Origin of the sequence: Streptomyces sp. NPDC017520 (assembly GCF_044329855.1) — a bacterium.
GTDB lineage: Bacteria > Actinomycetota > Actinomycetes > Streptomycetales > Streptomycetaceae > Streptomyces.
The window spans coordinates 433,539-456,129 of the sequence record NZ_JBIRKB010000006.1 but is presented as its reverse complement, the minus strand read 5'-3'; the positions used below and the strand labels follow the sequence as shown (position 1 = coordinate 456,129).

At 73.3% G+C, this 22,591-nt stretch carries 18 protein-coding genes; 9 read left to right on the top strand and 9 right to left on the bottom strand.

Features of this window, described 5'->3' with window-relative positions; translation table 11 throughout:
- Positions 1 to 113: 113 nt before the first annotated feature.
- Entirely contained in the window at positions 114 to 329 is a 216-nt protein-coding gene (locus tag ACH4KB_RS17890) for a hypothetical protein (protein WP_018958646.1), read from the bottom strand.
- A gap of 224 nt (positions 330 to 553) precedes the next feature.
- Here ACH4KB_RS17890 and ACH4KB_RS17885 point away from each other — a divergent pair, with 224 nt between their 5' ends.
- From ACH4KB_RS17885 to ACH4KB_RS17865, 5 genes are all read left to right on the top strand, one after another.
- Positions 554 to 1,066 carry a MarR family transcriptional regulator gene (locus ACH4KB_RS17885; protein ID WP_361873266.1) on the top strand — a complete coding sequence of 171 codons (513 nt, stop codon included), beginning with the start codon at positions 554 to 556 and terminating at the stop codon, positions 1,064 to 1,066.
- Positions 1,067 to 1,097: 31 nt separating this feature from the next.
- Positions 1,098 to 3,701 (top strand): MFS transporter, encoded by a 2,604-nt coding sequence (locus ACH4KB_RS17880; protein ID WP_398066874.1) that lies wholly within the window; start codon positions 1,098 to 1,100, stop codon positions 3,699 to 3,701.
- 264 nt (positions 3,702 to 3,965) lie between these two features.
- Positions 3,966 to 4,781, top strand: a complete 816-nt coding sequence (locus tag ACH4KB_RS17875) for a YceI family protein (RefSeq protein ID WP_398066873.1) — start codon at positions 3,966 to 3,968, stop codon at positions 4,779 to 4,781.
- Positions 4,782 to 4,859: 78 nt separating this feature from the next.
- Positions 4,860 to 5,330 (top strand): PPOX class F420-dependent oxidoreductase, encoded by a 471-nt coding sequence (locus ACH4KB_RS17870; protein ID WP_398066872.1) that lies wholly within the window; start codon positions 4,860 to 4,862, stop codon positions 5,328 to 5,330.
- A 106-nt stretch (positions 5,331 to 5,436) separates the two neighbouring features.
- On the top strand, positions 5,437 to 6,420 hold the full coding sequence (locus ACH4KB_RS17865) for an NAD(P)-dependent oxidoreductase (RefSeq protein ID WP_398066898.1): 984 nt from the start codon (positions 5,437 to 5,439) through the stop codon (positions 6,418 to 6,420).
- 48 nt (positions 6,421 to 6,468) lie between these two features.
- Here ACH4KB_RS17865 and ACH4KB_RS17860 read toward each other — a convergent pair whose 3' ends face one another.
- Entirely contained in the window at positions 6,469 to 7,377 is a 909-nt protein-coding gene (locus tag ACH4KB_RS17860) for a TetR/AcrR family transcriptional regulator (RefSeq protein ID WP_398066871.1), read from the bottom strand.
- Positions 7,378 to 7,505: 128 nt separating this feature from the next.
- Positions 7,506 to 9,251 carry an MFS transporter gene (locus tag ACH4KB_RS17855; RefSeq protein ID WP_398066870.1) on the bottom strand — a complete coding sequence of 582 codons (1,746 nt, stop codon included), beginning with the start codon at positions 9,249 to 9,251 and terminating at the stop codon, positions 7,506 to 7,508.
- Between the two features lie 253 nt (positions 9,252 to 9,504).
- Here ACH4KB_RS17855 and ACH4KB_RS17850 point away from each other — a divergent pair, with 253 nt between their 5' ends.
- Complete coding sequence (locus tag ACH4KB_RS17850) at positions 9,505 to 10,392, top strand: endonuclease/exonuclease/phosphatase family protein (RefSeq protein WP_398066869.1); 888 nt, start codon at positions 9,505 to 9,507, stop codon at positions 10,390 to 10,392.
- Between the two features lie 423 nt (positions 10,393 to 10,815).
- Entirely contained in the window at positions 10,816 to 11,982 is a 1,167-nt protein-coding gene (locus tag ACH4KB_RS17845; RefSeq protein WP_398066868.1) for a serine hydrolase domain-containing protein, read from the top strand.
- Positions 11,983 to 12,005: 23 nt separating this feature from the next.
- On the opposite strand, the gene ACH4KB_RS17840 is transcribed toward ACH4KB_RS17845, so the two are convergent.
- The 6 genes from ACH4KB_RS17840 to ACH4KB_RS17815 form a co-directional block, all read right to left on the bottom strand.
- Positions 12,006 to 14,210 carry a glycosyltransferase family 39 protein gene (locus ACH4KB_RS17840; protein ID WP_398066867.1) on the bottom strand — a complete coding sequence of 735 codons (2,205 nt, stop codon included), beginning with the start codon at positions 14,208 to 14,210 and terminating at the stop codon, positions 12,006 to 12,008.
- Positions 14,207 to 15,634, bottom strand: coding sequence for a glycosyltransferase (locus tag ACH4KB_RS17835; protein WP_398066866.1), 1,428 nt, complete (start codon positions 15,632 to 15,634; stop codon positions 14,207 to 14,209). Before ACH4KB_RS17835 ends, ACH4KB_RS17840 begins: the two co-directional genes overlap by 4 nt.
- A 25-nt stretch (positions 15,635 to 15,659) precedes the next feature.
- On the bottom strand, positions 15,660 to 17,399 hold the full coding sequence (locus ACH4KB_RS17830) for a sensor histidine kinase (protein WP_398066897.1): 1,740 nt from the start codon (positions 17,397 to 17,399) through the stop codon (positions 15,660 to 15,662).
- Positions 17,400 to 17,418: 19 nt separating this feature from the next.
- Positions 17,419 to 18,165 carry a response regulator transcription factor gene (locus ACH4KB_RS17825; protein ID WP_003967705.1) on the bottom strand — a complete coding sequence of 249 codons (747 nt, stop codon included), beginning with the start codon at positions 18,163 to 18,165 and terminating at the stop codon, positions 17,419 to 17,421.
- Between the two features lie 76 nt (positions 18,166 to 18,241).
- Complete coding sequence (locus tag ACH4KB_RS17820) at positions 18,242 to 19,126, bottom strand: amidohydrolase family protein (RefSeq protein ID WP_398066865.1); 885 nt, start codon at positions 19,124 to 19,126, stop codon at positions 18,242 to 18,244.
- Between the two features lie 23 nt (positions 19,127 to 19,149).
- Positions 19,150 to 20,127: a DUF2797 domain-containing protein gene (locus ACH4KB_RS17815; protein ID WP_398066864.1), complete on the bottom strand. Its 978-nt coding sequence runs from the start codon at positions 20,125 to 20,127 to the stop codon at positions 19,150 to 19,152.
- 126 nt (positions 20,128 to 20,253) lie between these two features.
- Between ACH4KB_RS17815 and sigJ the strand changes: the two genes are divergently transcribed.
- The gene (gene sigJ, locus ACH4KB_RS17810) at positions 20,254 to 21,198 is read left to right on the top strand and encodes an RNA polymerase sigma factor SigJ (RefSeq protein ID WP_398066863.1); all 945 of its coding nucleotides are present in this window, start codon (positions 20,254 to 20,256) and stop codon (positions 21,196 to 21,198) included.
- 93 nt (positions 21,199 to 21,291) lie between these two features.
- Positions 21,292 to 22,515, top strand: coding sequence for an NAD(P)/FAD-dependent oxidoreductase (locus ACH4KB_RS17805; RefSeq protein WP_398066862.1), 1,224 nt, complete (start codon positions 21,292 to 21,294; stop codon positions 22,513 to 22,515).
- Positions 22,516 to 22,591 lie beyond the last annotated feature (76 nt).

Here is a 22,591-nt window from a genome sequence, read left to right as displayed (position 1 = left end):
TGCTCAGCCCCGTACGAGCGGCAGCTCAGCCCCGTACGAGCGGCAGCTCAGCCCCGTACGAGCGGCAGCTCAGCCCCGTACGAGCGGCAGCTCAGCCCCGTACGAGCGGCAGCTCAGCCCAGTGCGAGCCAGGCCACCGCGCCGAGGACGACGACGACCGCGATCACCGCCGCGATCACCCCGGCCTTCGGCCCGGAAGAGGTCGCCGCGGGCTGCTGCCGGCGCTGCGGCTCGCCCTCGTCGACGAAGGCGCGGAACATCTGCGTGCTGCCCGCCGGGTCAGGGGTGCCCTCGGGGCCCGGCTGAGGGGCGTGGGGGTTGTGTGCCATGGGGCAGGACCCTAGCGAACTCGGGCCCACCACCCAACCCCCGGGCCATCCCGCACCCCGTCCGTCCTGCGTCACCGCAGCCGGGAAACGGGCTTGACCCGGACCCTACAGAGGCTTTTGCGTTCCTTTACTTCTGCAAGGCCATTTTCGTTTGCCTGTAGCAACCAACGGCTTCTATCGTTGCCCTAAGCAACAACATCGTCGTGAGTGTGCTGGGGGTTCCCGTGGCCGCACGGAGTAGTTACGAGGAACTGGCCCGGCAGCTCAGCGCCGTCGGGGCCGTCAAAAGGGGGCTCGCCCGCGCACTGCCGCACGAATGTCCCGCGGGATCCGCCGCCGTACTGACCCTCCTGGACCGGCACGGCGAGATGCGGATCAGCCGGCTCGCCGAGCTGCTGTCCGTGGACATGTCGGTGACCAGTCGCCACGTGGCCCATGTGGCCGATCGCGGCTGGATCGAACGGTCTCCTGACCCGGCGGACAAGCGGTCCCGCATCCTGCGGCTGACCCCCGGCGGGCACGAGCAGCTCGACGAACTGACCCGGCGGACCACCGAGGTGTTCGCCCACAACCTCCAGGACTGGTCCGACGACGACGTCGGCCGGCTCATCGCGCTGCTGTCCCGGCTGCGTGACAGCTTCGCCTGTCGCGGCTCCGGCGGCTGCGCCCCCGGACGTCACACCGGTGAGTGCAGGACCGGCCTCGGCGACGAGGCTCACACCCGTACACCTGTGTAACAGAAGCAAATTCGCACGGATAAGGAACTCAATGGCTACGACCACACCCACCGGTGTGCGGGGCGGCCACGCCAAGCACGGAGGGCACGGTGGCGCCTCCGCCTCCGGCGCCCCCGACGGCACGCCGATGACGCACCGGCAGATCATGGAAGCGCTGACCGGGCTGCTGCTCGGCATGTTCGTCGCGATCCTGTCGTCGACGGTCGTCTCCAACGCCCTGCCCGAGATCATCTCCGACCTCGGCGGCGGCCAGAGCGCCTACACCTGGGTCGTGACGGCCTCGCTGCTGGCCATGACCGCCACCACCCCGCTCTGGGGCAAGCTCTCGGACCTCTTCAGCAAGAAGCTGCTGGTCCAGATAGCCCTGATCATCTACGTCCTGGGCTCGGTCGTCGCCGGTCTGTCGACCAGCAGCGGCATGCTCATCGCCTGCCGCGTCGTCCAGGGCATCGGCGTCGGCGGTCTCTCCGCCCTCGCGCAGATCGTCATGGCCGCGATGATCGCCCCGCGCGAGCGCGGCCGTTACAGCGGTTACCTGGGCGCGGTCTTCGCCGTCGCCACCGTCGGCGGTCCGCTGCTCGGCGGCGTCATCACCGACACCAGCTGGATGGGCTGGCGCTGGTGCTTCTACGTGGGCGTGCCGTTCGCGATCATCGCGCTGATCGTGCTCCAGAAGACCCTGAAGCTCCCGGTCGTCAAGCGCGAGGGCGTCAAGGTCGACTGGACCGGCGCGTTCTTCATCAGCGCCGCCGTCTCCCTGCTGCTGGTCTGGGTGACCTTCGCGGGCGACAAGTACGACTGGATGTCGTGGCAGAGTGGCGTGATGGTCGCGGGCTCCGTCCTGCTCGGCCTGCTCTTCGTCCTCGTCGAGTCGCGCGCCGCCGAACCGATCATCCCGCTGCGCCTCTTCCGCAACCGCACCATCACGCTGGCCTCCATCGCCTCGCTGTTCGTCGGCATCGCGATGTTCGCGGGCACCGTCTTCTTCAGCCAGTACTTCCAGCTGGCGCGCGGCAAGTCGCCGACGATGTCCGGTGTGATGACGATCCCGATGATCACGGGTCTCTTCCTCTCCTCGACCATCTCCGGCCAGGTCATCACCAAGACCGGGCGCTGGAAGGCGTGGCTGGTCACCGGTGGCTTCCTGGTCACGGCCGGGCTCGGGATGCTCGGCACGATCCGGTACGACACCGCGTACTGGCACGTCGCGGTCTACATGTTCGTCATGGGGCTCGGCATCGGCATGATGATGCAGAACCTGGTCCTCGCCACCCAGAACCAGGTCGCCCCCGAGGACCTCGGTTCCGCGAGCTCCGTCGTCACCTTCTTCCGCTCCCTCGGTGGTGCGATCGGCGTCTCGGCGCTCGGCGCGGTCCTGGGCAACCGGGTCACCCACTACGTCCAGGACGGCATCGCCGCCCTCGGCCCGGAAGGTGCGGCGTTCGGCCACGGCGGTACCGGCGGCGGGGGCATCCCCGACCTGGACAAGCTGCCCGAGCCCCTGCGCCTGGTCATGGAGGCCGCGTACGGGCACGGCGTCGGCGACGTCTTCCTGTACGCCGCTCCGGCCGCGCTCGTCGCCTTCGTCGTGACGCTCTTCATCAAGGAGGTCGCGTTGAAGAGCAGCGCGGCGAACGACGCCCCCGTCGAGGTCCCGGCCGACGCCTCCGCCGATCCCTCGGCCGACGCCTCCGCCGCCGTCGAGACGGCTGAGGTCCCCGTACCCGCCGCCGTCGGCGCGGCCACCGGTCCGGTCTCCGAGGGCGCGGCCGGCATCCCCGCCTCCGGCCCCGGTACCGCCGTCGCCTCCGCCTCGTACGACACCGTCGACAGCAGCAGCAACAGCAGCAGCGGCGGCGGCGTTCAGGGCGGCACCCCGGTGCGCGGTGTGGTGCGCGGTGCGGAGGGCGCTCCGGTCGCCCGCGCCGCCGTCACCCTGATCTCGCTGGGCGGCCGGCAGCTCGGCCGCTCCGTGGCCCGGCCCGACGGCGGTTACACCCTGGACGCCCCCGGCTCCGGCAGCTACGTGCTGATCGCCTCCGCCGACGGCTTCCAGCCGCAGGCGTCCACGGTGGTCGTCGGCGAGGAGTCGCTGGCCTTCGACATCCTGCTCTCCGGTACGAGCGGACTGGCCGGAACGGTCAGGGCCGCCGAGTCCGGCGCACCCGTCGACGGAGCGATGGTCATCGTGACCGACGTCCGGGGCGACGTGCTGGCCACCGGCGCGTCCGGACCGTCCGGTGAGTTCGCCTTCGGCGAGCTGATCCCGGGTTCCGTGACCGTCGCGGTCAACGCCGCCGGCTTCCGTCCGCTGGCGCTGCCGGTGGAGATCGGCGGCCAGGGCGTCACCCGCGTCGAGGCCGCGCTGCGGTCCGGTGCGCTGGTCCGGGGCGTCGTGCGGGCCGGGTCCGCCCGGAGCCCGCTGACCGACGCGCGGGTCACGCTGATCGACGCGGCGGGCAACGTGGTCGCCACCGCGACGACCGGCGAGGACGGGGCGTACGCCTTCACCGACCTGGACGCGGGCGAGTACGCGGTCATCGCGACCGGCTACCCGCCGGTGGCCGGATCGCTGACCGTGAGCGGCCCGGGAGTCGACGGGCACGACATCGAGCTCGCCCACCCGGGCGAGTGATCGGTCCCCGCGGCACGGGCGCCCGCCCGCGCCTGTCGCGCGTGCACCTATAGGGATGCGCCCGCGCACGTGAAGGGATCGCGAAGACCCCTGGTCGGACGGCACTCCCAGCGGAGAGGCTGTCACGACCGGGTGGAAATGGGCCCCGGTGGCGGGTACGGCGAGCAGGGGACGGCCTGCCGTGACCGCCCCGGGGCCCGACCCATGTGGCCCCGGGTTCCTTCGGGCCGGCCGCGGGTCATCGAGCTAGGAGAGAGATACGGGATGGGACTTCGCGCACAGGTACGGACACGGGACGGCTGGGCGGTCCAGCACGCCGTCGTCACCGTCACCGACATGACCGGCGCCCAGGTGCTGCGCGCCGCGGCCGACGAGGACGGGGCCGTCCGCACGGACGGCTCCCTGGCGGCCGGCGCGTACACGGTGATCGTCACGGCGGTCGGGTACGCGCCCGCCGCCTCCACCGCCCTCGTCACCGCGAGCGGCCGGATCGAGGGCGGCCAGATCGTGCTGGCCCGCCAGGGCGGGGTGGAGCTGCCGCCGCCGGGCGTCTGGTCGCTGGACCCCGCGCACTCCTCGGTCGGCGCGGTCGCCCAGCACCTGGGGATCTCCAGCGTGCACGGCCGCTTCACCGACTTCGGCGGCCGGATCGAGATCGCCGAGGACGTCTCCCGCTCCCGGGTCGAGGCGGTGATCAGGGCGGCCGGCATCGACACCGGCAACGAGATGCGGGACAAGCACCTGCGCTCGCCGGACTTCCTGGACGTGGACCGGTACCCGGAGATCGCCTACCGCTCCACCGCGCTGGACCCGGCGGGCCCCGACCGCTGGACCGTGCACGGCGAGCTGACCATGCACGGCGTCTCACGCCCCGTCGACCTGGACCTCAGCTACCTCGGCACCGGGCCTGACCCCTGGGGCGGGGTGCGCGCGGCCTTCCACGCCACCGCTGAACTGCGCCGCGCCGACTTCGCGATGAACTACAACCAGGTCGTCCAGGCGGGCATCTCCGCGATCGGAACGACCCTGCGCGTGGAGCTGGACATCCAGGCGGTACAGGGCGAGGCGCTGCCCGGTTAGCGCTCGACGGGCCCTGCCCGGCCAGGGCTCGACGGGCGCTGCCCGGCTCCGGGCCGGCCCGGTCGTAGGGTGGTGGGCATGGCACCGAACATCGCGACCAACACCGCCGTGGAGCTCGACGAGTTGCTGGCGTTCGTACGCCCCCGGCACCGGGCGGTCCTGCTCACCGCCCGGGCCGACGGCCGCCCCCAGGGCTCCCCGCTGACCTGCGGCGTGGATGACGCGGGGCGGATCGTCATGTCGACGTACCCCGAGCGCGCCAAGACCCGCAACGCGCGGCGCGACGAACGGGTCAGCGTGATCGTGCTGTCGGACGAGTGGGACGGGCCGTGGGTGCAGGTCGACGGTTCGGCGGAGGTCATCGACGCCCCGGACTCGGTCGAGCCGCTCGTCGAGTACTTCCGGAACATCTCGGGCGAGCACCCGGACTGGGACGAGTACCGGGCGGCGATGGTGAAGCAGGGCAAGTCGATCATCCGGGTCACCCCGGAGCGCTGGGGCCCCGTCGCCACCGGCGGCTTCCCGGCCCACCTGGCCCCGGGGAGCTGACCGCGCGATGACCGCGGAAGCCACGGGCGACAGCGAGAACGGGAACGCCGGGTCCGTTCCGCCGGCGCCCGTCCCGGGGCAGCCCCACTCGCTCCTCGCGTGCGGGATGCCCGTCCCGGCCCCGCTGCCCTCGCCCGACGCCCTCGCGAAGGCCCGGCTGCTGGTCACGCCCTCGCTCGACAGCGGACTCGTACGGGAGCTGGAGCGGATCACCGGGCGGGACGCGGAGCTGCTGGAGGACGTCCCGCCGCCGTCCGACGCGCCCCTGCTGTGCGTGGGGGAGACACTGCCCGACGCGCTGCGGACGAACCGGCTGCTCTGGTTCCACAGCGTCAACGCGGGTACGGACCCGCTGTTCGCCGGGGGCCCCTGGCCCGGCTCGGCGCTCCTGACCCGGACCGTGGGCCGGATGGGCGAGCGGATCGCCCAGTACGTCCTGGCCTGGATGCTCGCCGAGTGCCAGTCCGTACCGGAGTTCACCGCCCTGCACGCCCGCGCGCACTGGGAGCGCCTCCCCTCGGAACTCGTCGCCGGGCAGACCGCCCTGATCTACGGGACCGGCCGCATCGGCGCGGCCGTCGGGCGGCTGCTGGGCGCCTGCGGGGTACGCACCGTGGGCGTCGCCCGCACGACGCGGTTCGGGCCCGCGCCCGGCACCGCCCGGGTGGTGCCGGGCTTCGACCGCGTGATCGGGGCCGCCGAGGACGACGAGGTGCTGGGCGAGGCCCGTTGGCTGATCTCCACGCTGCCGTTGACCGGGGCCACGGAGGGCTTCTTCGGGGCCGGCCGGTTCGCGGCGGTGCGCGGGGCGACGTTCGTCAACGTGGGGCGGGGCGCGACCGTCGACATGGGGGCGCTGGAGACCGCGCTCCGGGACGGCCGGGTGCGGCGGGCGGTGCTGGACGTGTTGGCGGAGGAACCGGCCGGGCCCGGCGACCCGGTGTGGAAGCTGCCCCGTACGGTCATCACCTCGCACTCCTCCGGGATCACCACCGACGAGGACGTCTCCGTCGACTTCACCGCCTGCTGGGAGGCCGTGACGGCGGGGCACAGGCCCGAACTGACGGTGGACCCGGGGCGCGGGTACTGAGCGTCCCTCCAAGAGCCGGCACCAGCACCGAGCCCCCTCGGAGAGGGGCTACTGAGCCGATGACCGGCTCCGGTCGCGTACGGCCTCGATGCCCGCGATCAGCAGGTCCAGAGCGAAGACGAAGTCCCGCTCGCGCATCTCCTCGACCGTCTTCCCGCCCCGGGCCGCCATCAGTTCGTCCGACGCCTCGGTGATCTGCCGCAGGTGCGGCTGCGCCCTGATCGTGCTCATCGCCCGCTGGTGGTACTCGTCCTGGGTCAGTCCGGTCGCGTCGCACCGCGCCTTGAAGTGGCCCTCGACGGTGCCGAATCCGTACACGAACTGGAAGACCGCCGAGAGCGCGCCCGTCTGCCGTTCCAGGGGCAGCCCGGTCGCCCGGACGATGTCCTGGACGGCGTACGAGAACAGCATGGAGTTCGGGCCGATGTTGAGGAAGGTCCCGGCCAGCGGCGAGATCCAGATGTGGCGGACGAGGAGCTCGCGGTAGCTGCGGGCCAGCTCCCGCAGCCGGTCCCGCCAGTCGGCGTCCTCGCGGGGCGGGGCGATCTCGGCGTAGACCGAGTCGAGCGCCAGTTCCAGCAGGTCGTCCTTGGTGTCGACGTACCAGTAGAGGGACATCGCGGTGACGTCCAGCTCGGCGGCGAGCCGGCGCATCGAGAACTTGGCCAGGCCGTCGGCGTCCAGCAGCCGCACCGACGCCTCGGTGATCCGGTTGCGGTCCAGGCCCACCGGGGACTCGGTCCTGCGCGAGCGCGAAGGGGCCCGGCGGTCCAGCCATACGCTGGTCCGCGCGGCGTTGTTCGCCAGGTCGGCCTCGGCCCGCGATCCGGGTCCGCCTCCACGTCCGGTGCCGGCACCGGCACCGGTCCCCGGCTCGGGCGCGGGCGCGGGCTCGGGCACGGGCGCGGACTCCCGGTCGGAATCGCGGTCGGAATCCCGGTCGGACTCGGACACCATGGCGCACTCTCCTCGTCTTGCGCGGACACTCCGCCGAGCGGTCCTGCCGGAAGGGCGGGACCGTACCGTCCTGCCGGAAGGACGGCGTACCGGACGCCGACGGTCCGGTACGCGCGTCCGGTCCGATGCTATGCCGCCGGTCCTGTCGAGTCTGCCCTGTTCCCGGCCTTCCCAGCCTCGGCCTTCGCTGCTCCGGATTTCGCGGCCCCGGATTTCGCGGCCCCGGCCACCGGCGTCTCCGTGGCGTCGGCGGGCGGCACCTTCATGGCGTTGGCCACCGGCGTCTCCGTGGCGTCGGCGGGCGGCACCTTCATGGCGTTGGCCACCGGCGTCTCCGTGGCGTCGGCGGGCGGCACCTTCGCAGCCCCGGTCGGCGACGTCTCCGCCCGCTCGGCCCGGCGCAGCAGCAGCGCGGCGAGCAGCCCGCCCGCCAGCACCGCGACCGCGCCGACCAGTTGGCTGACCTCCAGGCCCGAGGCGAAGGCGTCCTTGATCTGCTCCCGGGCGGCGGGTCCGTCGGCGGCGGCCAGGGCCGCCGGCAGCGAGGCCGCGCCGACGGCGGCCGGCACGAGAGCGGCGAAGCGGGCGTTCAGCACCGCGCCGAGCACCGCGACCCCCAGTCCGTTGCCGAACTCCGCGAGCATGCCGTTGACCCCTGCGCCCACCCCGGCCTTCTCCGGCGGGATCGCGCTCATGATGGCGTTGGCCATCGCGGGCATCGCCAGGGCGACGCCCGCACCCATCACGACCAGGCCGAACAGCATGCCGCCGTACCCGCCGTCGCCCCCGCCGAGCACCGCGATCGCGGCGAGACCGGCCGCCAGGCAGCTCATCCCCGCCGCGATGACGACGGGCGTGCCGAACTTCTGGACCATGCGCGCGCCGAGGCCCGTGAGGTTGAGGGCGACCACGGTGAGCGCCATGGGAGCCGTCCGCAGGCCCGCCTCCAACGGCCCGTAACCGAGGACGAACTGAAGATGCTGGGTGAGCAGGAAGAGCGACCCGGTCATCCCGAAGGCGACCAGGATGGCCCCCGCCACCGCACCGACGAACTTCTGGTTCCGGAAGAAGTGCATGTCGAGCATCGGGTGGGGAACGCGCAGCTCCCACAGCACGAATCCGGCCAGCACCGCGACTCCGAGAGACGCCGTCAGCAGCACCTGGCCGGACGCCCAGCCGTGCTCGGGGCCGGAGATGATCGCGAAGACGACGGCGGTCATGCCGATCGTGGAGAGCAGCGCGCCCAGCAGGTCCGGCCGCTCCCCCTGGCCGCTCTTCGACTCCGGTACGAGTCGGGCGACGGCGGCCAGGGCGAACAGGGCGACCGGGATGTTGATGAGGAAGATCGCGCCCCACCAGAAGTGGTCAAGGACGAACCCGCCGAACAGCGGGCCCGCCGCGAAGCCGAGGGAGGAGACCGTGGACCAGATCCCGATCGCCTTGACCCGCTCGGCGTCGTCGAAGATCTGGACCACGACGGCGAGCGTCGTGGTGAGCAGCAGCGCGCCACCGACCCCCATCCCCGCCCGGGCCGCGATGAGCTGGCCCGAGGACTGGGAGAGCCCGGCCACGAGCGAGCCGACGCCGAACAGGGCGAGGCCCACCATCAGCATCTTCTTGCGCCCGTAGCGGTCGGCGGAGCTGCCCGCGGTGAGCAGCAGCCCGGCCTGGACGAGTGAGTAGGCGTTGATCATCCACTGCACGTCGGCGGTGGAGGCGTCCAGCTCCGAGGTGAGGGAGGGGATCGCGACGTTGAGGACGGTGTTGTCGAGCAGCACCGTGAGCTGGGCCAGGCAGATGACGCCGAGGATCAGCCAGCGCCGCGGGTGCCTCTGGTGGGCGAGGTCTGGTCGTTGTGCGGCGGGTGCCGTCATGCGGACTCCTTGGGCTCCGGGGGTCCGGCGCGGTGACAGCTCGCTCCGGAGTGGCCGTACGACGCGCGAAGCTCGGCACTGTACGGCGTACGACAGATCATTGATATACACCGTAAGACAAGCCCTGTACAACGTACAAGTCAATTCCGCGCCACCGGACCGGCCGCGCCGGTGGGGCCCGCGCGGCTGCCGGACGGTACGGTTCTCGACGCTGACCTGACAAAGTGCGCGATTTTCGGCCGGTTGGAGAGCCATGTCGCTGCGTCGCCGTACCGCTCGTATCCCTCAACTCCTTTTCACCGCGTCCCTCTTGGGCGCACTCATCGCGCCGCCCGCCGCCGCCGTCACCACGACCCACCCCCCTTCCCGCGGTGACGTGCCGCTGCGGGTCGTCACGTACAACATCCACGCCGGGGCGGGCGTGGACGGTGTTTTCGATCTGGACCGCCAGACAGCCGAACTCCGGTCGCTGCAAGCGGATGTGATCGGCCTTCAGGAGGTCGACCGGCACTGGGGCGGCCGTAGCGAGTGGCGCGACCTCGCGGGAGAGCTGGCGCGGCGGCTGCGCATGCACGTCTCCTTCGCCCCGATCTACAGCCTGGACCCGGCCCGGCCGGGCGGCCCCCGGGCGGAGTACGGGGTGGCCGTGCTGTCGCGGCACCGGATCGTGAGCGCCGAGAACCACGAGATCACCCGTCTCTCCACCCAGGACCCGAACCCGGCCCCCGCTCCCGCCCCGGGGTTCGGCGAGGTCGTCGTACGGGTGCGGGGGCTGCCCGTGCACGTGTACGTGACCCACCTCGACTACCGCCCGGATCCTGCCGTCCGCGTCGCCCAGGTCGCCGACACCCGGCGGATCATGGCCGAGGACCGGGGCCCGCGGATTCTGCTCGGCGACTTCAACGCGGAGCCGGCCGCCCCCGAACTGGGCCCGCTGTGGCGGGAACTGGCGGACGCCGACCCAGGCGCGCCGACCTTCCCGGCGGGGGACCCGGTCAAGCGGATCGACTTCGTGGCGGTGTCGAAGGGCGGGCCGCGCGCCGGGATCACGGTGCGGAAGGCATGGGTGCCGGAGAGCGTCGCCTCCGACCACCGGCCGGTGGTGGCGGACCTGCTGGTACGGGGAGGCAGGGGCCGATGAGCCCACCGACGGGGGCCGGGCGGACGAGCCCGGAGGGGGCCCACGGGAGCGGGAAAGGGGCCGGAACGGGCTCGGTGCCCCACGGACTCGGCCGGCAGAACCCGGAGCGCCGGGCCGATGAGCCCCGGCTCGGCCCACACCACCCGGAACCGGGCCCATGCCCCACGGACTCGGCCCACACCACCAGAAGCCGGGCCCATGACTCACACGCTCGGCCCATGACACCCGGAACGGAACCGGGCCGATGAGTCCCCGTCGGGCCGGGAGTCATCCTTTTCGGCCCGCATGCCTCCTTTTACGGCCGGCGCGCGTCCTCCTGTCCGAGGGCCGCGCCCGGTCCACCACCCGCGGTCGCGCGCCGCGGGGCGCCCCCCGGAGGGCAGGCCTCCGACAGCACACGCGGTACCGGACGAAGGACGACCCATGACCACCACCACGCCCCTGCACGAACTGCTGGACGCCCACATCGCCGAGGGGTCGATGCCGGGTGCGGTGGCCCTGGTCGCCCGGGGCGGAAGGACCGAGGTGGCGGTGGCCGGCCCGGCCGGCCTCGCCGGGTCCGCGCCGATGCGGCGGGACTCGATCTTCCGTATCGCCTCGATCACCAAGCCGATCGTGGCGGCGGCCGCCATGACGCTCGTCGAGGACGGCCTGGTCGCCCCCGCCGACCCGGTCGCGGCATGGCTTCCCGAGCTGGCCGCGCCCCTGGTCGTACGGACGCCGCAGAGCCCGGTCGACGACGTGGTGTCGGCGGTCCGCCCGATCACCCTGCTGGACCTGCTGACCTTCCGGGCCGGCTACGGCTTCCCTTCCGACTTCTCGCTCCCGGCCGTCGCCCCGCTGTTCGCCGAGCTGAAACAGGGCCCGCCGCAGCCGCAGGCCGTCCTCGCGCCGGACGCCTGGATGGCCGCGCTGTCCCGTATCCCCTTGCTGCACCAGCCGGGCGACGGCTGGCTCTACAACACGTGCTCCGACATCCTCGGCGTCCTCATCGCCCGGGTCGCCGACCGCCCGCTGCCCGTGTATCTGGCGGAGCGGCTGTTCGAGCCCCTCGGCATGACGGACACCGGGTTCGCCGTGGGGCCCGCCGCGCTCGACCGGTTCACCGGCTACTACCGGGCCGGGGCGGGCCGCGGAAGCGATCCGGTGCTGGTCGACGCCCCGGACGGCCAGTGGAGCAGCCCGCCCCCCTTCCCGTCCGGCGCGGGCGGCCTGGTCTCGACCGTCGACGACTGGGCCGCCTTCGGCCGGATGCTGCTCGCCGGGGGCCTGAACGACGACGGACACCGGGTGCTGGCCGCCGAGTCGGTCCGCCAGATGATCACCGACCACCTCACCCCGGACCAGCGCGCCGCGAGCGGGCTCTTCACGGAGGGGCAGGGCTGGGGATTCGGCGGGGCGGTGGACATCGAGATCGCGGCCCCCTGGAACGTACTGGGCCGCTACGGCTGGATCGGCGGCACCGGCACCACGGCCCACGTCATCCCGTCCACGGGCACCGTCGCCGTCCTGCTCACCCAGCTGGAGATGGCCGGGCCCGCCGCCCCACAGGTGATGCGGGACTTCTGGACGTACGCGGCCGGGTTCTGAGCCGGACCGCGTACGCCCGGTCCTCAACCGGCGGGCCGTGTCAGGTCGTAGAACGTGGAGCTGCCGACGGTGACCTCGGTGAAGTTCTCCGCCACCCAGGAGGAGATCTGCGACGAGGTCCCGGAGTTGCCGCCCGGGCCGCCGCCTTGCGTCCCGCCGCCCAGGCCGCCTCCCGTTTCCCCGTCCGTTCCGTCGGCCGTTCCTCCGGCCATTCCGCCGCCCGAGACGAAGTAGTGGATCTTCCCTGCCGCGACGTACTGCTTGAACTGGGCCAACGTCGGTGACGGGTCGCTCCCGTTGAAGCCGCCGATCGCCATCACCGGTTCGGCGGTCGCGAGTTGGTAGCCGGCCGCGTTCTGCGCGCCGACGGCGGCGGCGACCCAGGTGTAGTCGTCCGCGCCCTTCTCCAGCAGCGCCTTCGCCTCACCGTCGACGGACGCGCCGTTGAGCAGCCCGCCCAATCCGCCTCCTCCGCCGCCCCTCATGCCTTCGCCGAATCCGGGGTTCGTGCCCGCCCCCGTCCCCGTACGCGTACCGCCGGGCGGGGCTCCTCCCGGTGCCGTCCCTCCAGGTGCGGCCGCTCCGGGCACCGTAGGCATACCGTCCTGGCCCGGCGCCTGCCCCTGGCCCTGGCCCTGGCCGGGAGGCTGCTGCATGCCGTCGCGCTGCCCGCCGTCACCTCCGCCGGGTCCGCCGGGCCCTCCCCTGCCGCCGCCACCGCTCCCGGGCCCGCCCATGCCGAAGCCGGCCGAAGGTCCGGCGGTCACGATCGACCCCTGGTGGCCGCTGTTCAAGGTGCTGGCGGTGTACGCCGCCGGCCCCGCCAGCGACGCCGCGCAGCTCAGCCCCACCACGGCGGCCGCCAGTCCCCGCCCGCCGAACCGGCCCACGGCCACCAGCCCGAGCGCACCCGCCAGCCCGGCCGCCAGTACCGCCCACCGCAGCCACGGCAGGTACTCCGGTGTGCGGCCCAGCAGGACATACGCCCAGACCACCGTCACCACGGCCGTGCCCGCGAGCACCGCACGCGGCCACCACGCGCCCCGCTCCTCCCACAGCACCGTGACGCCCATGGCGACGAGCGCCGCGATGTACGGGGCGAGGGCCACCGTGTAGTACTGGTGGAAGATCCCGGCCATGAAACTGAACACGGCCGCGGTCATGACCAGCGCACCGCCCCAGGCGACGAACGCGGCCCGCGCGGAGTCGGTCCTGGCCGCCCGTCGGGTCAGCCAGAGGCCGGCCACCAGCAGGATCAGCGCGGCGGGGAGCAGCCAGGCGATCTGGCCGCCGATCTCGGAGTTGAACATTCGGCCGATGCCGGTCTGACCCCAGCCACCGCCTCCTCCGCCCCCACGACCACCGCCTCCTCCCCCGCCGACGCTCCCGGTCTCCTCGCCGTTGAGCCGGCCGAGCCCGTTGTAGCCGAACGTCAGCTCCAGGAAAGAGTTGTTCTGCGAGCCGCCGACGTACGGGCGCGAGGAAGCCGGCATCAGCTCCACGATCGCGACCCACCAGCCACCGGCGACGACCGTCGTCAGCGCGGACAAGGCGAGTTGGCCGAGCCGCTTCGTCACGGGAACAGGGGCGCACACCGCGTACAGCACGGCCAGCGGCGGCAGGATCAGGAACGCCTGGAGGGTCTTCGTCAGGAACGCGAAGCCGACCGCCGCCCCCGCCCAGAGCAGCCACTTCGTCCGCCCCTGCTCCAGGGCCCGCAGCACGCACCAGACGGTGACGGTCATCAGCAGGGCGAGCAGCGCGTCCGGGTTGTTGAAGCGGAACATCAGCGCCGCCACGGGGGTCAGCGCGAACACGCCCACCGCGATCAGCCCGGCGACCGGCCCGGTACGACGGCGTACGGCGGTGTTCAGGACGGCCGCCGTGGCGAGCGCCATCAGGACCTGGGGGGCCAGGATCGCCCAGGAGTTCAGCCCGAACAGCCGCACCGACAGAGCCATCGGCCAGAGCGCGGCGGGCGGCTTGTCGACGGTGATGGCGTTTCCGGAGTCGAGCGAGCCGAAGAAGAGGGCCTTCCAGCTCTGGCTGCCCGCCTGGACGGCGGCGGAGTAGAAGGAGTTGGCGTATCCGGAGGCGCTGAGGTTCCAGAAGTACGCGAGGCCGACGGCCAGCAGCAGCCCGTACAGCGCGGGGCGCGCCCAGCGGGGGCCTTCCCTCCCGGTCGGCGGCGCGGTGACAGGGATCGCGGGGGCGGCGGTCGTGGTCATCGGAGATCCTCGGGTTCGTCGTGGACCGGGAGGACGGCTGCCGCGGGCGACCGCGCCTCCCCGTCGTCCCGTTCGGTGGCGCGGCGCTCGGGGAAGACCCAGGCGCGCAGGAGCAGAAAACGCAGCACGGTGGCCGCGAGATTGGCGGTGATCAGCACGGCCAGCTCCGTGCCGTGCGAGGGCGATCCGCTCGCCGCCCCCAGCGCGGCGAGCGAGCCGCTGGTCAGCGCGAGGCCGATGGCGAAGACCACGAGCCCCTGCGCCTGGTGGCGGACGGCCCCGCCCCGGCCGCGTACACCGAAGGTGAGGCGGCGGTTGGCGGCCGTGTTGGCGACGGCGGAGACGAGCAGCGCGCCGCCGTTGGCGAACTGCGGGCCGACGCCGAGCCGGAAGAGGGAGTAGAGCGCGAGGTAGAACAGCGTCGACAGCGCGCCGACGACGCAGAACCCGACGAGCTGGCGGGCCAGTCCGCGCTCCACTCCGGTCAGCGCCCGGTCGCGCGGGGCGTCCCCGAAGGGCCGGGCCAGCCGGTCCAGCGGCAGCGCGCCGACGGCCAGCGCCCGCCCCACCCGCCACACCCCTTTCAGATCCTCGGTGGCCGTCCGCACGATGCGGACCGTCGAGGCGGGGTCGTCGATCCAGTCGACGGGCACCTCGTGGATGCGCAGCCCGGCCCGCTCCGCGAGGACCAGCAGCTCGGTGTCGAAGAACCAGCCGCTGTCCTCCACCATCGGCAGCAGCCGCTCGGCGACCTCGCGCCGGATCGCCTTGAACCCGCACTGGGCGTCGCTGAACCCGGCGGCCAGCGAGGAGCGCAGGATCAGGTTGTAGGCGCGCGAGATGAACTCCCGCTTCGGCCCCCGCACCACCCGCGCACTCCGTGCGAGCCGGGAGCCGATGGCCAGGTCGGAGTGGCCGGAGATCAGCGGGGCGACCAGCGGGAGGAGGGCGTTGAGGTCGGTGGAGAGGTCGACGTCCATATAGGCGAGGACGGGTGCGTCGGACTCCGCCCAGACCGTACGCAGCGCCCGCCCCCGCCCCTTCTCCGCCAGCCGCACGTACCGCACCCCGGGAAGCTCCGCAGCGAGCGACGCGGCCACGGCGGGAGTGGAGTCGGTGCTGGCGTTGTCGGCGACGGTGATGCGGAAGGGGTACGGGAAGGTCCGCGCGAGATGGCCGTTCAGGCGCACGACGCAGGGGCGGAGGTCCTTCTCCTCGTTGTACACGGGGACGACGACGTCGAGCACGGGGACGTCGGCGGCGGTGGCCGGGCCACGGGCCGGGAGGTGTTCCCTGACCGGCAGACGGGCGCGGCGCCCGCCGCCCCCGCCGCCCCCGCTGTTGCGGCCGTCCCCGCTGTTGTGGCCATCCCCGCTGTTGCGGCCGGTCGCGCCGGGGCCGCTCCGGAGGCTGTCGGTTGTCATGCTCCGACGTTCGCCAACCGCGCTGTCACACCGGTGTGCTGAGCCTGTCCCTGCCCTGTGAGTCCGCGCGGGGCGCTTCATCCGTTTCCGCCGGCAGTTCGATCACGAACACCGTGCGGCCCGGCTCCGACTCCACCCGTACGCGCCCGCCGTGCGCGGAAACGACGGCCCGCACGATGGCGAGGCCGAGCCCGGTGGACCCGGTCGCCCCGCCCGTACCAGCCCCGCGCGAGCGAGAGGCGTCACCGCGGGCGAACCGTTCGAAGACGTACGGCAGCAGCTCCGCCGGGATGCCGGGCCCGTCGTCGCCCACCTCCAGCGTGACCGGCCCCCCGGGGCGCGCGGACGGCCGTACGGCCACGGTGACGGTGGTCCCCGGCGGGGTGTGGGCACGGGCGTTGGCCAGCAGGTTGACCAGCACCTGCTGGAACCGGTCGGGATCGGCGCGTACGGTCACGGGCTCGGCGGGCAGCTCAAGCCGCCAGCGATGCAGAGCGTCCCGGCCCGGCGCACCCCGGTCCGCCGCCTGGGCGTCCCGGCCCGGCGCACCCCGGCCCACCACCCCGGCATCCCCGCCCAGCGCGCCCCGGCCCAGGGCCTGAGCGTCCCGGTCCGGCGCACCTTGGCCCGACTCGCCCCGGTCCGCCACCCGGGCGTCGCTGATCGCGTCCACGACCAGCGGCAGCAGATCGGTTCTCCCGTACGAGAGCGGACGCCCGGCGTCCAGTCGGGCCAGCAGCAGCAGATCCTCCACCAGCCCCGTCATCCGGTCCGCCTCCGACTCGATCCGCCCCAGCGCGTGCCGGGTGACCGGGTCGGGCCCCGGCGCTTCCCGGTCCCCCGTGGGGCGCCACTCCGGCGCGTCCCGTCCCGCTCCGGCGCGCCGGGTCAGCTCGGCGTAGCCCCGGATCGAGGCCAGCGGGGTGCGCAGCTCATGGCTGGCGTCGGCGACGAACTGCCGGACCCTCGTCTCGCTCTCCTGGCGGGCGGCGAGTGCCGAACCGACGTGCCCGAGCATCCGGTTGAGCGCCGCGCCCACCTGCCCGACCTCCGTACGCGGATCAGCCTCGGCCCCCGGGACCCGCTCCAGGAGGGCCACCTCGCCCCTGTGCAGGGGGAGTTCGGAGACCCGGGTGGCCGTGGCGGCGACCCGGCGCAACGGCCGCAGGGCGACCCCGACGAGCACGGTGCCGGCGATCGACGCGGCCAGCAGCCCGGCGGCGGTCACGCAGACCTCGACGACGATCAGGGTGGTCAGCGCACCGCTCACCTCGGCGCTGGGGATGCCCACGAGGACGGTGTACCCCTCGGCGGTGGTGGCGGCCTCGACCCGGTAGCCGCCGAGCCCCGGAAGGCCGATGCTCCGGGCTGCCTCACCGGTGGTCGGAGCGGCCGCCTCCAGGGCGCTCCGCTGCTCCCCGGTCAGCGGCTTCGCGCTCTCCTGGGCGCGCAGCCCGCTGTCCTCGACGACCTTCGACGCGGTGACGTCCCCGTCCTCGCCGAGAAGGGCCCCGAACGTGCCGAGCGGCTGCCCGCCCCCGCCGACGAAGCCGAGCGGTCCCGCCTCGCGCAGCGCCTGGGGCACCGGGCCCGGCGGCCGTTGGGCGCGCTCGGCGACGGAGTGCAGCTGGTCGTCGAGCTTGCCGTACATGTAGCTGTGGAAGGCGATCGCGGTGACGGACCCGATGACGGCGGCGACGACGGCGATCAGCGAGACGGCGGACACGACGAGCCGCGTCCGCAGCGTCCACGGCCGCCGCAGCACCCCCACACCGCCCCGGCCCCTACTCACCGGGCTTGATCAGATACCCCGCGCCGCGCCGGGTGTGGATCATCGGCGTGCGCCCGGCGTCGATCTTCTTGCGGAGGTAGGAGATGTAGAGCTCCACGACGTTGGCCTGGCCGCCGAAGTCGTAGTTCCAGACCCGGTCGAGGATCTGCGCCTTGCTGAGCACCCGGCGCGGATTGCGCATCAGGAAGCGCAGCAGCTCGAACTCGGTGGCCGTGACGTGGATCGCGTCCCCGCCCCGGCTCACCTCGTGGCTGTCCTCGTCGAGCACCAGGTCCCCGACGGTGAGCGTGGACTCGGCACGGCCGGCGGCGACGGCCGAGCCCGAGCGGCGGATGAGCCCGCGCAGCCGGGCCACGACCTCCTCCAGGCTGAACGGCTTGGTCACGTAGTCGTCGCCGCCCGCGGTGAGCCCGGCGATCCGGTCCTCCACGGCGTCCCGGGCGGTCAGGAAGAGGACCGGCACATCGTCGTACTCGCGGCGCAGCCGGCCCAGCACGGACAGCCCGTCCATGTCCGGGAGCATCACGTCCAGGACCACCGCGTCCGGGCGGAAGTCCCGCGCGGCGCGGACGGCCCCGGCCCCGTCCCCGGCGCTGCGCACCTCCCACCCCTCGTACCGCAGGGCCATCGACAGCAGCTCGGCGAGCGGAGCCTCGTCGTCCACGACCAGGACCCGCACGGGGGTACGGTCCGGCCTGAGCAGTTCGGTACGCCCCTGGGGCGAGGTCGTCGTCGTCATGGGGACCACTCTGTGAGCCACCCGTGAGAGAAACCTGACCCGTTCCTGTGAATTCCCTGAGAAAGCGGCGCGGGTTCTAGCAGCCCCGAGCGGGGAACAACGCGGCGGCGTTCCCGTGGCAGACCGCCCGCAACCACTCGTCCCCCAGCCCGAGCCGCTCCAGCGCCTTCAGCTGATGAACGTACGGGTAGGGGATGTTCGGGAAGTCGGTCCCCAGCAGGATGCGGTCCCCGAGGTCGGCGAGCCGCCCCCGCTCCGCCGGCGGAAAGGGGCTGAACCCCTCGCTGAAGTCGGTGAACGCCATCGTCGTGTCGAGCCGGACCTCCGGATACACCTCCGCCAGCGCCAGGAACTCCGCGTACTCCGGCATCCCCAGGTGCGCGACGACCAGCCGCAGCCGGGGATGGCGCGCCAGCACCCGCCCGATCGGCCCCGGCCCGGTGTGGGCCCCCGGGGCGGGCCCCGACCCGCAGTGCGTCACCACCGGGATCCCGGCCTCCGCGAGCAGCCCCCACACGGGGTCCAGGAGCGGGTCGTTGGGGTCGTACGCGCCCACCTGGAGGTGCGACTTGAAGACCCGCGCGCCCGCCTCGACGGCCTCCTTCACGTACACCTCCACGCCGTCCTCCGGGAAGAGGGTCGCGGTGTGCAGACAGTCGGGGGTCCGGGCGGCGAAGTCGGCGGCCCAGCCGTTCAGCCAGCGGGCCATGCCGGGCTTGTGCGGGTAGAGCATGGAGGTGAAGCGCAGCACCCCGAACGACCGCAGCACCGCCAGCCGCGCCTCCTCCTCGTACCGGTAGGTGATCGGCCACTCCAGGCCGGTGAGCGGCCCGGCGGCGTCGAAGTAGGCCCACACCTTGCGCAGGACCTGCTCCGGCATGAAGTGGGTGTGCACGTCGATGATCCCGGGCAGCCCGAGCCGCTCCCAGAACCGCACCACGTCATCGCTCTCCGGCCCCACGGACGCTCTCCCTCGGTCGACGGTCAGAACAACCCACCCTGCACACCGCCGCCGCCGATGTCGATGAGGGGGACACGTACACCCCCCTCCGCCACGGCGGACACGGCCCCCGGGGACGCGATCTCTCCGGCTGCGGCCCCCGGGGACCCGGCCACCCCGGCAGCGGCCCCGGGGGACCCGGCCACCCCGGGCAGGGCCGCGAGGTCCCACCCGGTGATCAGCCGTGTGTCCAGGACGACCACGCCCACGCCGTCCACCGCCAGATGCAGATCGGGCCCGGCCGCAGCGACGAGCCGCCCCGCGACCACGCCCCCGTCGACCAGCTCCCGCACCGACCGCACCGGAGCGGGCGCCCGGTCGATCCCGAAGGCCGCCGCCTGATCGACGACTTCGAGGGGCAGCCGCTCCAACGACTCGGGCCAGCCACGCCCTTCGAGCCGCGCGGCCCGCCCGTACAGCTCCGCCACCTCGGCGGCCCGCTCCTCGCACCCGGGAAGCCGCCCGCGCACAGCCCGCTTCCTGGCGTACGGGATCCGGTCGGGCACTCCGAGGGCCGCCCGCAGCACCTCCTCGGTCCGCCGCGCCGCCATGAGGGGCCCGCGCCCCAGCCAGCTGAAGGCCACGGCCCCCTGCTCCCGCAGCCGGGCCGCCCCCCGCTCCTCCCCGGTGATCCCGACCTTGACCATGCCGGGCCCGAACCAGGCGAGGTACACGCGGTACGTCCGGGGGTCGTCCGCCATCGTGTCGGCGGCCACCGAGTGCACCCGGTCCAGCCGCGCGCACTCGGCGCACCGCCCGCCGGTGGAGCGCCCCGGCACCACCGCGCCCAGCGGGCACGCGTTCCCCCGGGCCCCCACGCAGTACCGCTCCCCGAGGGCCCGGAACCCGAGGCCGGCCCCGTACGCGAGCACGCTCACCCGCCGGTCACCGCCCCTGCACCACCCCAGCTCGGGCACCTGCCCCGGCCACCGCACCCCGGCGCACCACCACCCACCGGACACCCGGACCCCGCTCTCTCCCACCGGCACCAGATCGCCGGTCGAACCGGCCCGGCGATGCTACGCGTAGCCTCCGACACCTCCGACACCCTCGATCCGCCGCCGCGGCCGGCCGTTATGATCCGAGCCATGGCGCTGACCGGGAAGCAGACGGACCTGTTCGCGGCTTCCATGCCCCGGCTCAAGGCCATCGCCTACCGCCTTCTCGGCTCCGCGAGCGATGCCGAGGACGCCGTCCAGGACACGTTCCTGCGCTGGCAGTCCGCCGACATCGACCGCATCGAGGTCCCCGAGGCCTGGCTGACGAAGGTCCTCACCAACCTCTGCCTCAACCAGCTCACCTCGGCGCGCGCCCGCCGCGAGACCTATGTGGGCCAGTGGCTGCCCGAACCGCTGCTCGCCGGGGACCCGATGCTCGGCCCCGCCGACACCGTCGAACAGCGCGAATCGGTCTCGTACGCGGTCCTCGCCCTCATGGAGCGCCTCTCCCCCAACGAGCGGGTGGTGTACGTGCTGCGGGAGGCTTTCGGCTACCCGCACCGGAGGATCGCGGAGATCCTCGACATCACCGAGGCCTCCGGCCAGCAGATCTTCCACCGCGCCAAGAAGCACATCGCGGAAGGCAGGGCCCGGACCGAGATCGACGAGGCCACCGCCCGGCGGATCGTCGAGGAGTTCCTCACGGCCGCCACCAGCGGCCGGACCGAACCGCTCGTCCGGCTGCTCACCGCGGACGCCGTCGCGATCGGCGACGGCGGCGGAAAGGTCCCGGCCCGCGCGAAGCCGTTCGAGGGCGCGTCGGCCGTCGCGAGGTTCATGCGGAGCCTGTTCACCCCCAACCAGGCCGCTCGCAACCTCCTCGGCGGCGCCGCGGAGGTCCACGTCGCGTACGCCAACGGGCTGCCCGCGCTCGTGGTCACCGTCGACGGCCGGGTCATCGGCGTCATGTGCCTGGAGATCACGGCGGACGGCATCGCCGCGTTCCGCAACCAGGCCAACCCCGACAAGCTCGACCGGGCGACGCGTCAGTGGGCGGCGACGGACCACGGAGAACCGGCCCTCCGCATCAACTAACCGCCGGTGACGCACGTCACATCTCCCTCCTGTCAGGAATCGCCGGGCTGCCCGGTTCAAGGGGCGAAACCGCGCGAGACAGGAGCGAAGGACATGCAGCAGAACATCCAGCAGCACCGCGTCATCGTCATCGGAGCCGGCTACACCGGAGCGAGTGCCGCCGGACGCCTCGCCAGGCGGCTGCGCCGCGAGGACGTCTCCATCACCCTCGTCAACGCCGAACCCGACTTCGTCGAGCGCGTCCGGATGCACCAGCTCGCGGTGGGCCAGGACCTCCGCCCCCGCCCCTTCCACGCGATGTTCGCCGGCACGGCCGTCCGGCTGCGCCTCGGCAAGGTCACGGGCGTCGACGTCGACCGCCGAACGGTCTCCGTCACCGACCCGGACGGAACCGGCGAGCCGGAGACCTTGCCGTACGACACCCTCGTGTACGCCCTGGGCAGCGCCTGGAACACCCACGCCGTCCCCGGCGCCGCCGAACACGCCCACGACATCGCCGGCCGCCCCGGCGCCCTGCGCCTGCGCGACCGCCTGGCCTCCCTCGCCCCCGGCACGCCCGTGGTCGTCGTCGGTGGCGGCCTCACCGGCGTGGAGGCCGCGACGGAACTGGCCGAGACCCGCCCGGACCTGGCCGTCTCCCTGGCCGCCCGAGGAGCACTGGGCGACTGGCTCTCCCCCAAGGGCGCCAGGCACCTGCGGAAGGTCTTCACCGACCTGCGGATCACCGCCCACGAACACACCGACGTCACCGCCGTGCACGCCGACCGTGTCACCACCACCGAGGGCGACATCCCGGCCGCGGTCACGGTCTGGACGACGGGTTTCGCTGCCCACCCCATCGCCCGGGCCACGGCCCTGGAGACCGCCGACAACGGCCAGATCGTGGTCGACGGCACGATGCGCTCGACCTCACACCCGGACGTGTACGCCATCGGCGACGCGGCCCTGGTCGCGGGCCCCGGCGGCAAGCCGCTGCGCATGTCCTGCGCCTCGGGCGTCCCCACCGCCTGGCAGGCTGCCGACGCCATCGCGGCCCGCCTCACCGGCGCCAAGCTCCCGACCACCGCACCCCGCTACTTCAACCAGTGCGTCTCCCTCGGCCGCAAGGAGGGCCTGATCCAGTACGTCACCGCCGACGACCGAGCCGTCAGCGCGGCCCTGACCGGCCGTGCGGCCGCCCTCTACAAGGAACTGGTCTGCAAGGCCGCGGCCTGGGGCGTGGCGAACCCGACGATGGGCCTGCCGACCCGCCGCCGCCGGGTCACGGCGGAGCCGGCGCGGACGACCGCCCCAGCCGCTGCCGCCGAAGCGGCGTGAGGTCCCGGCCGGCCGAGAACCGACAGACGTGAGGCCCCCAGGGTTCCTCCTGAGGGCCTCGGGCCCGCTGGGCGCA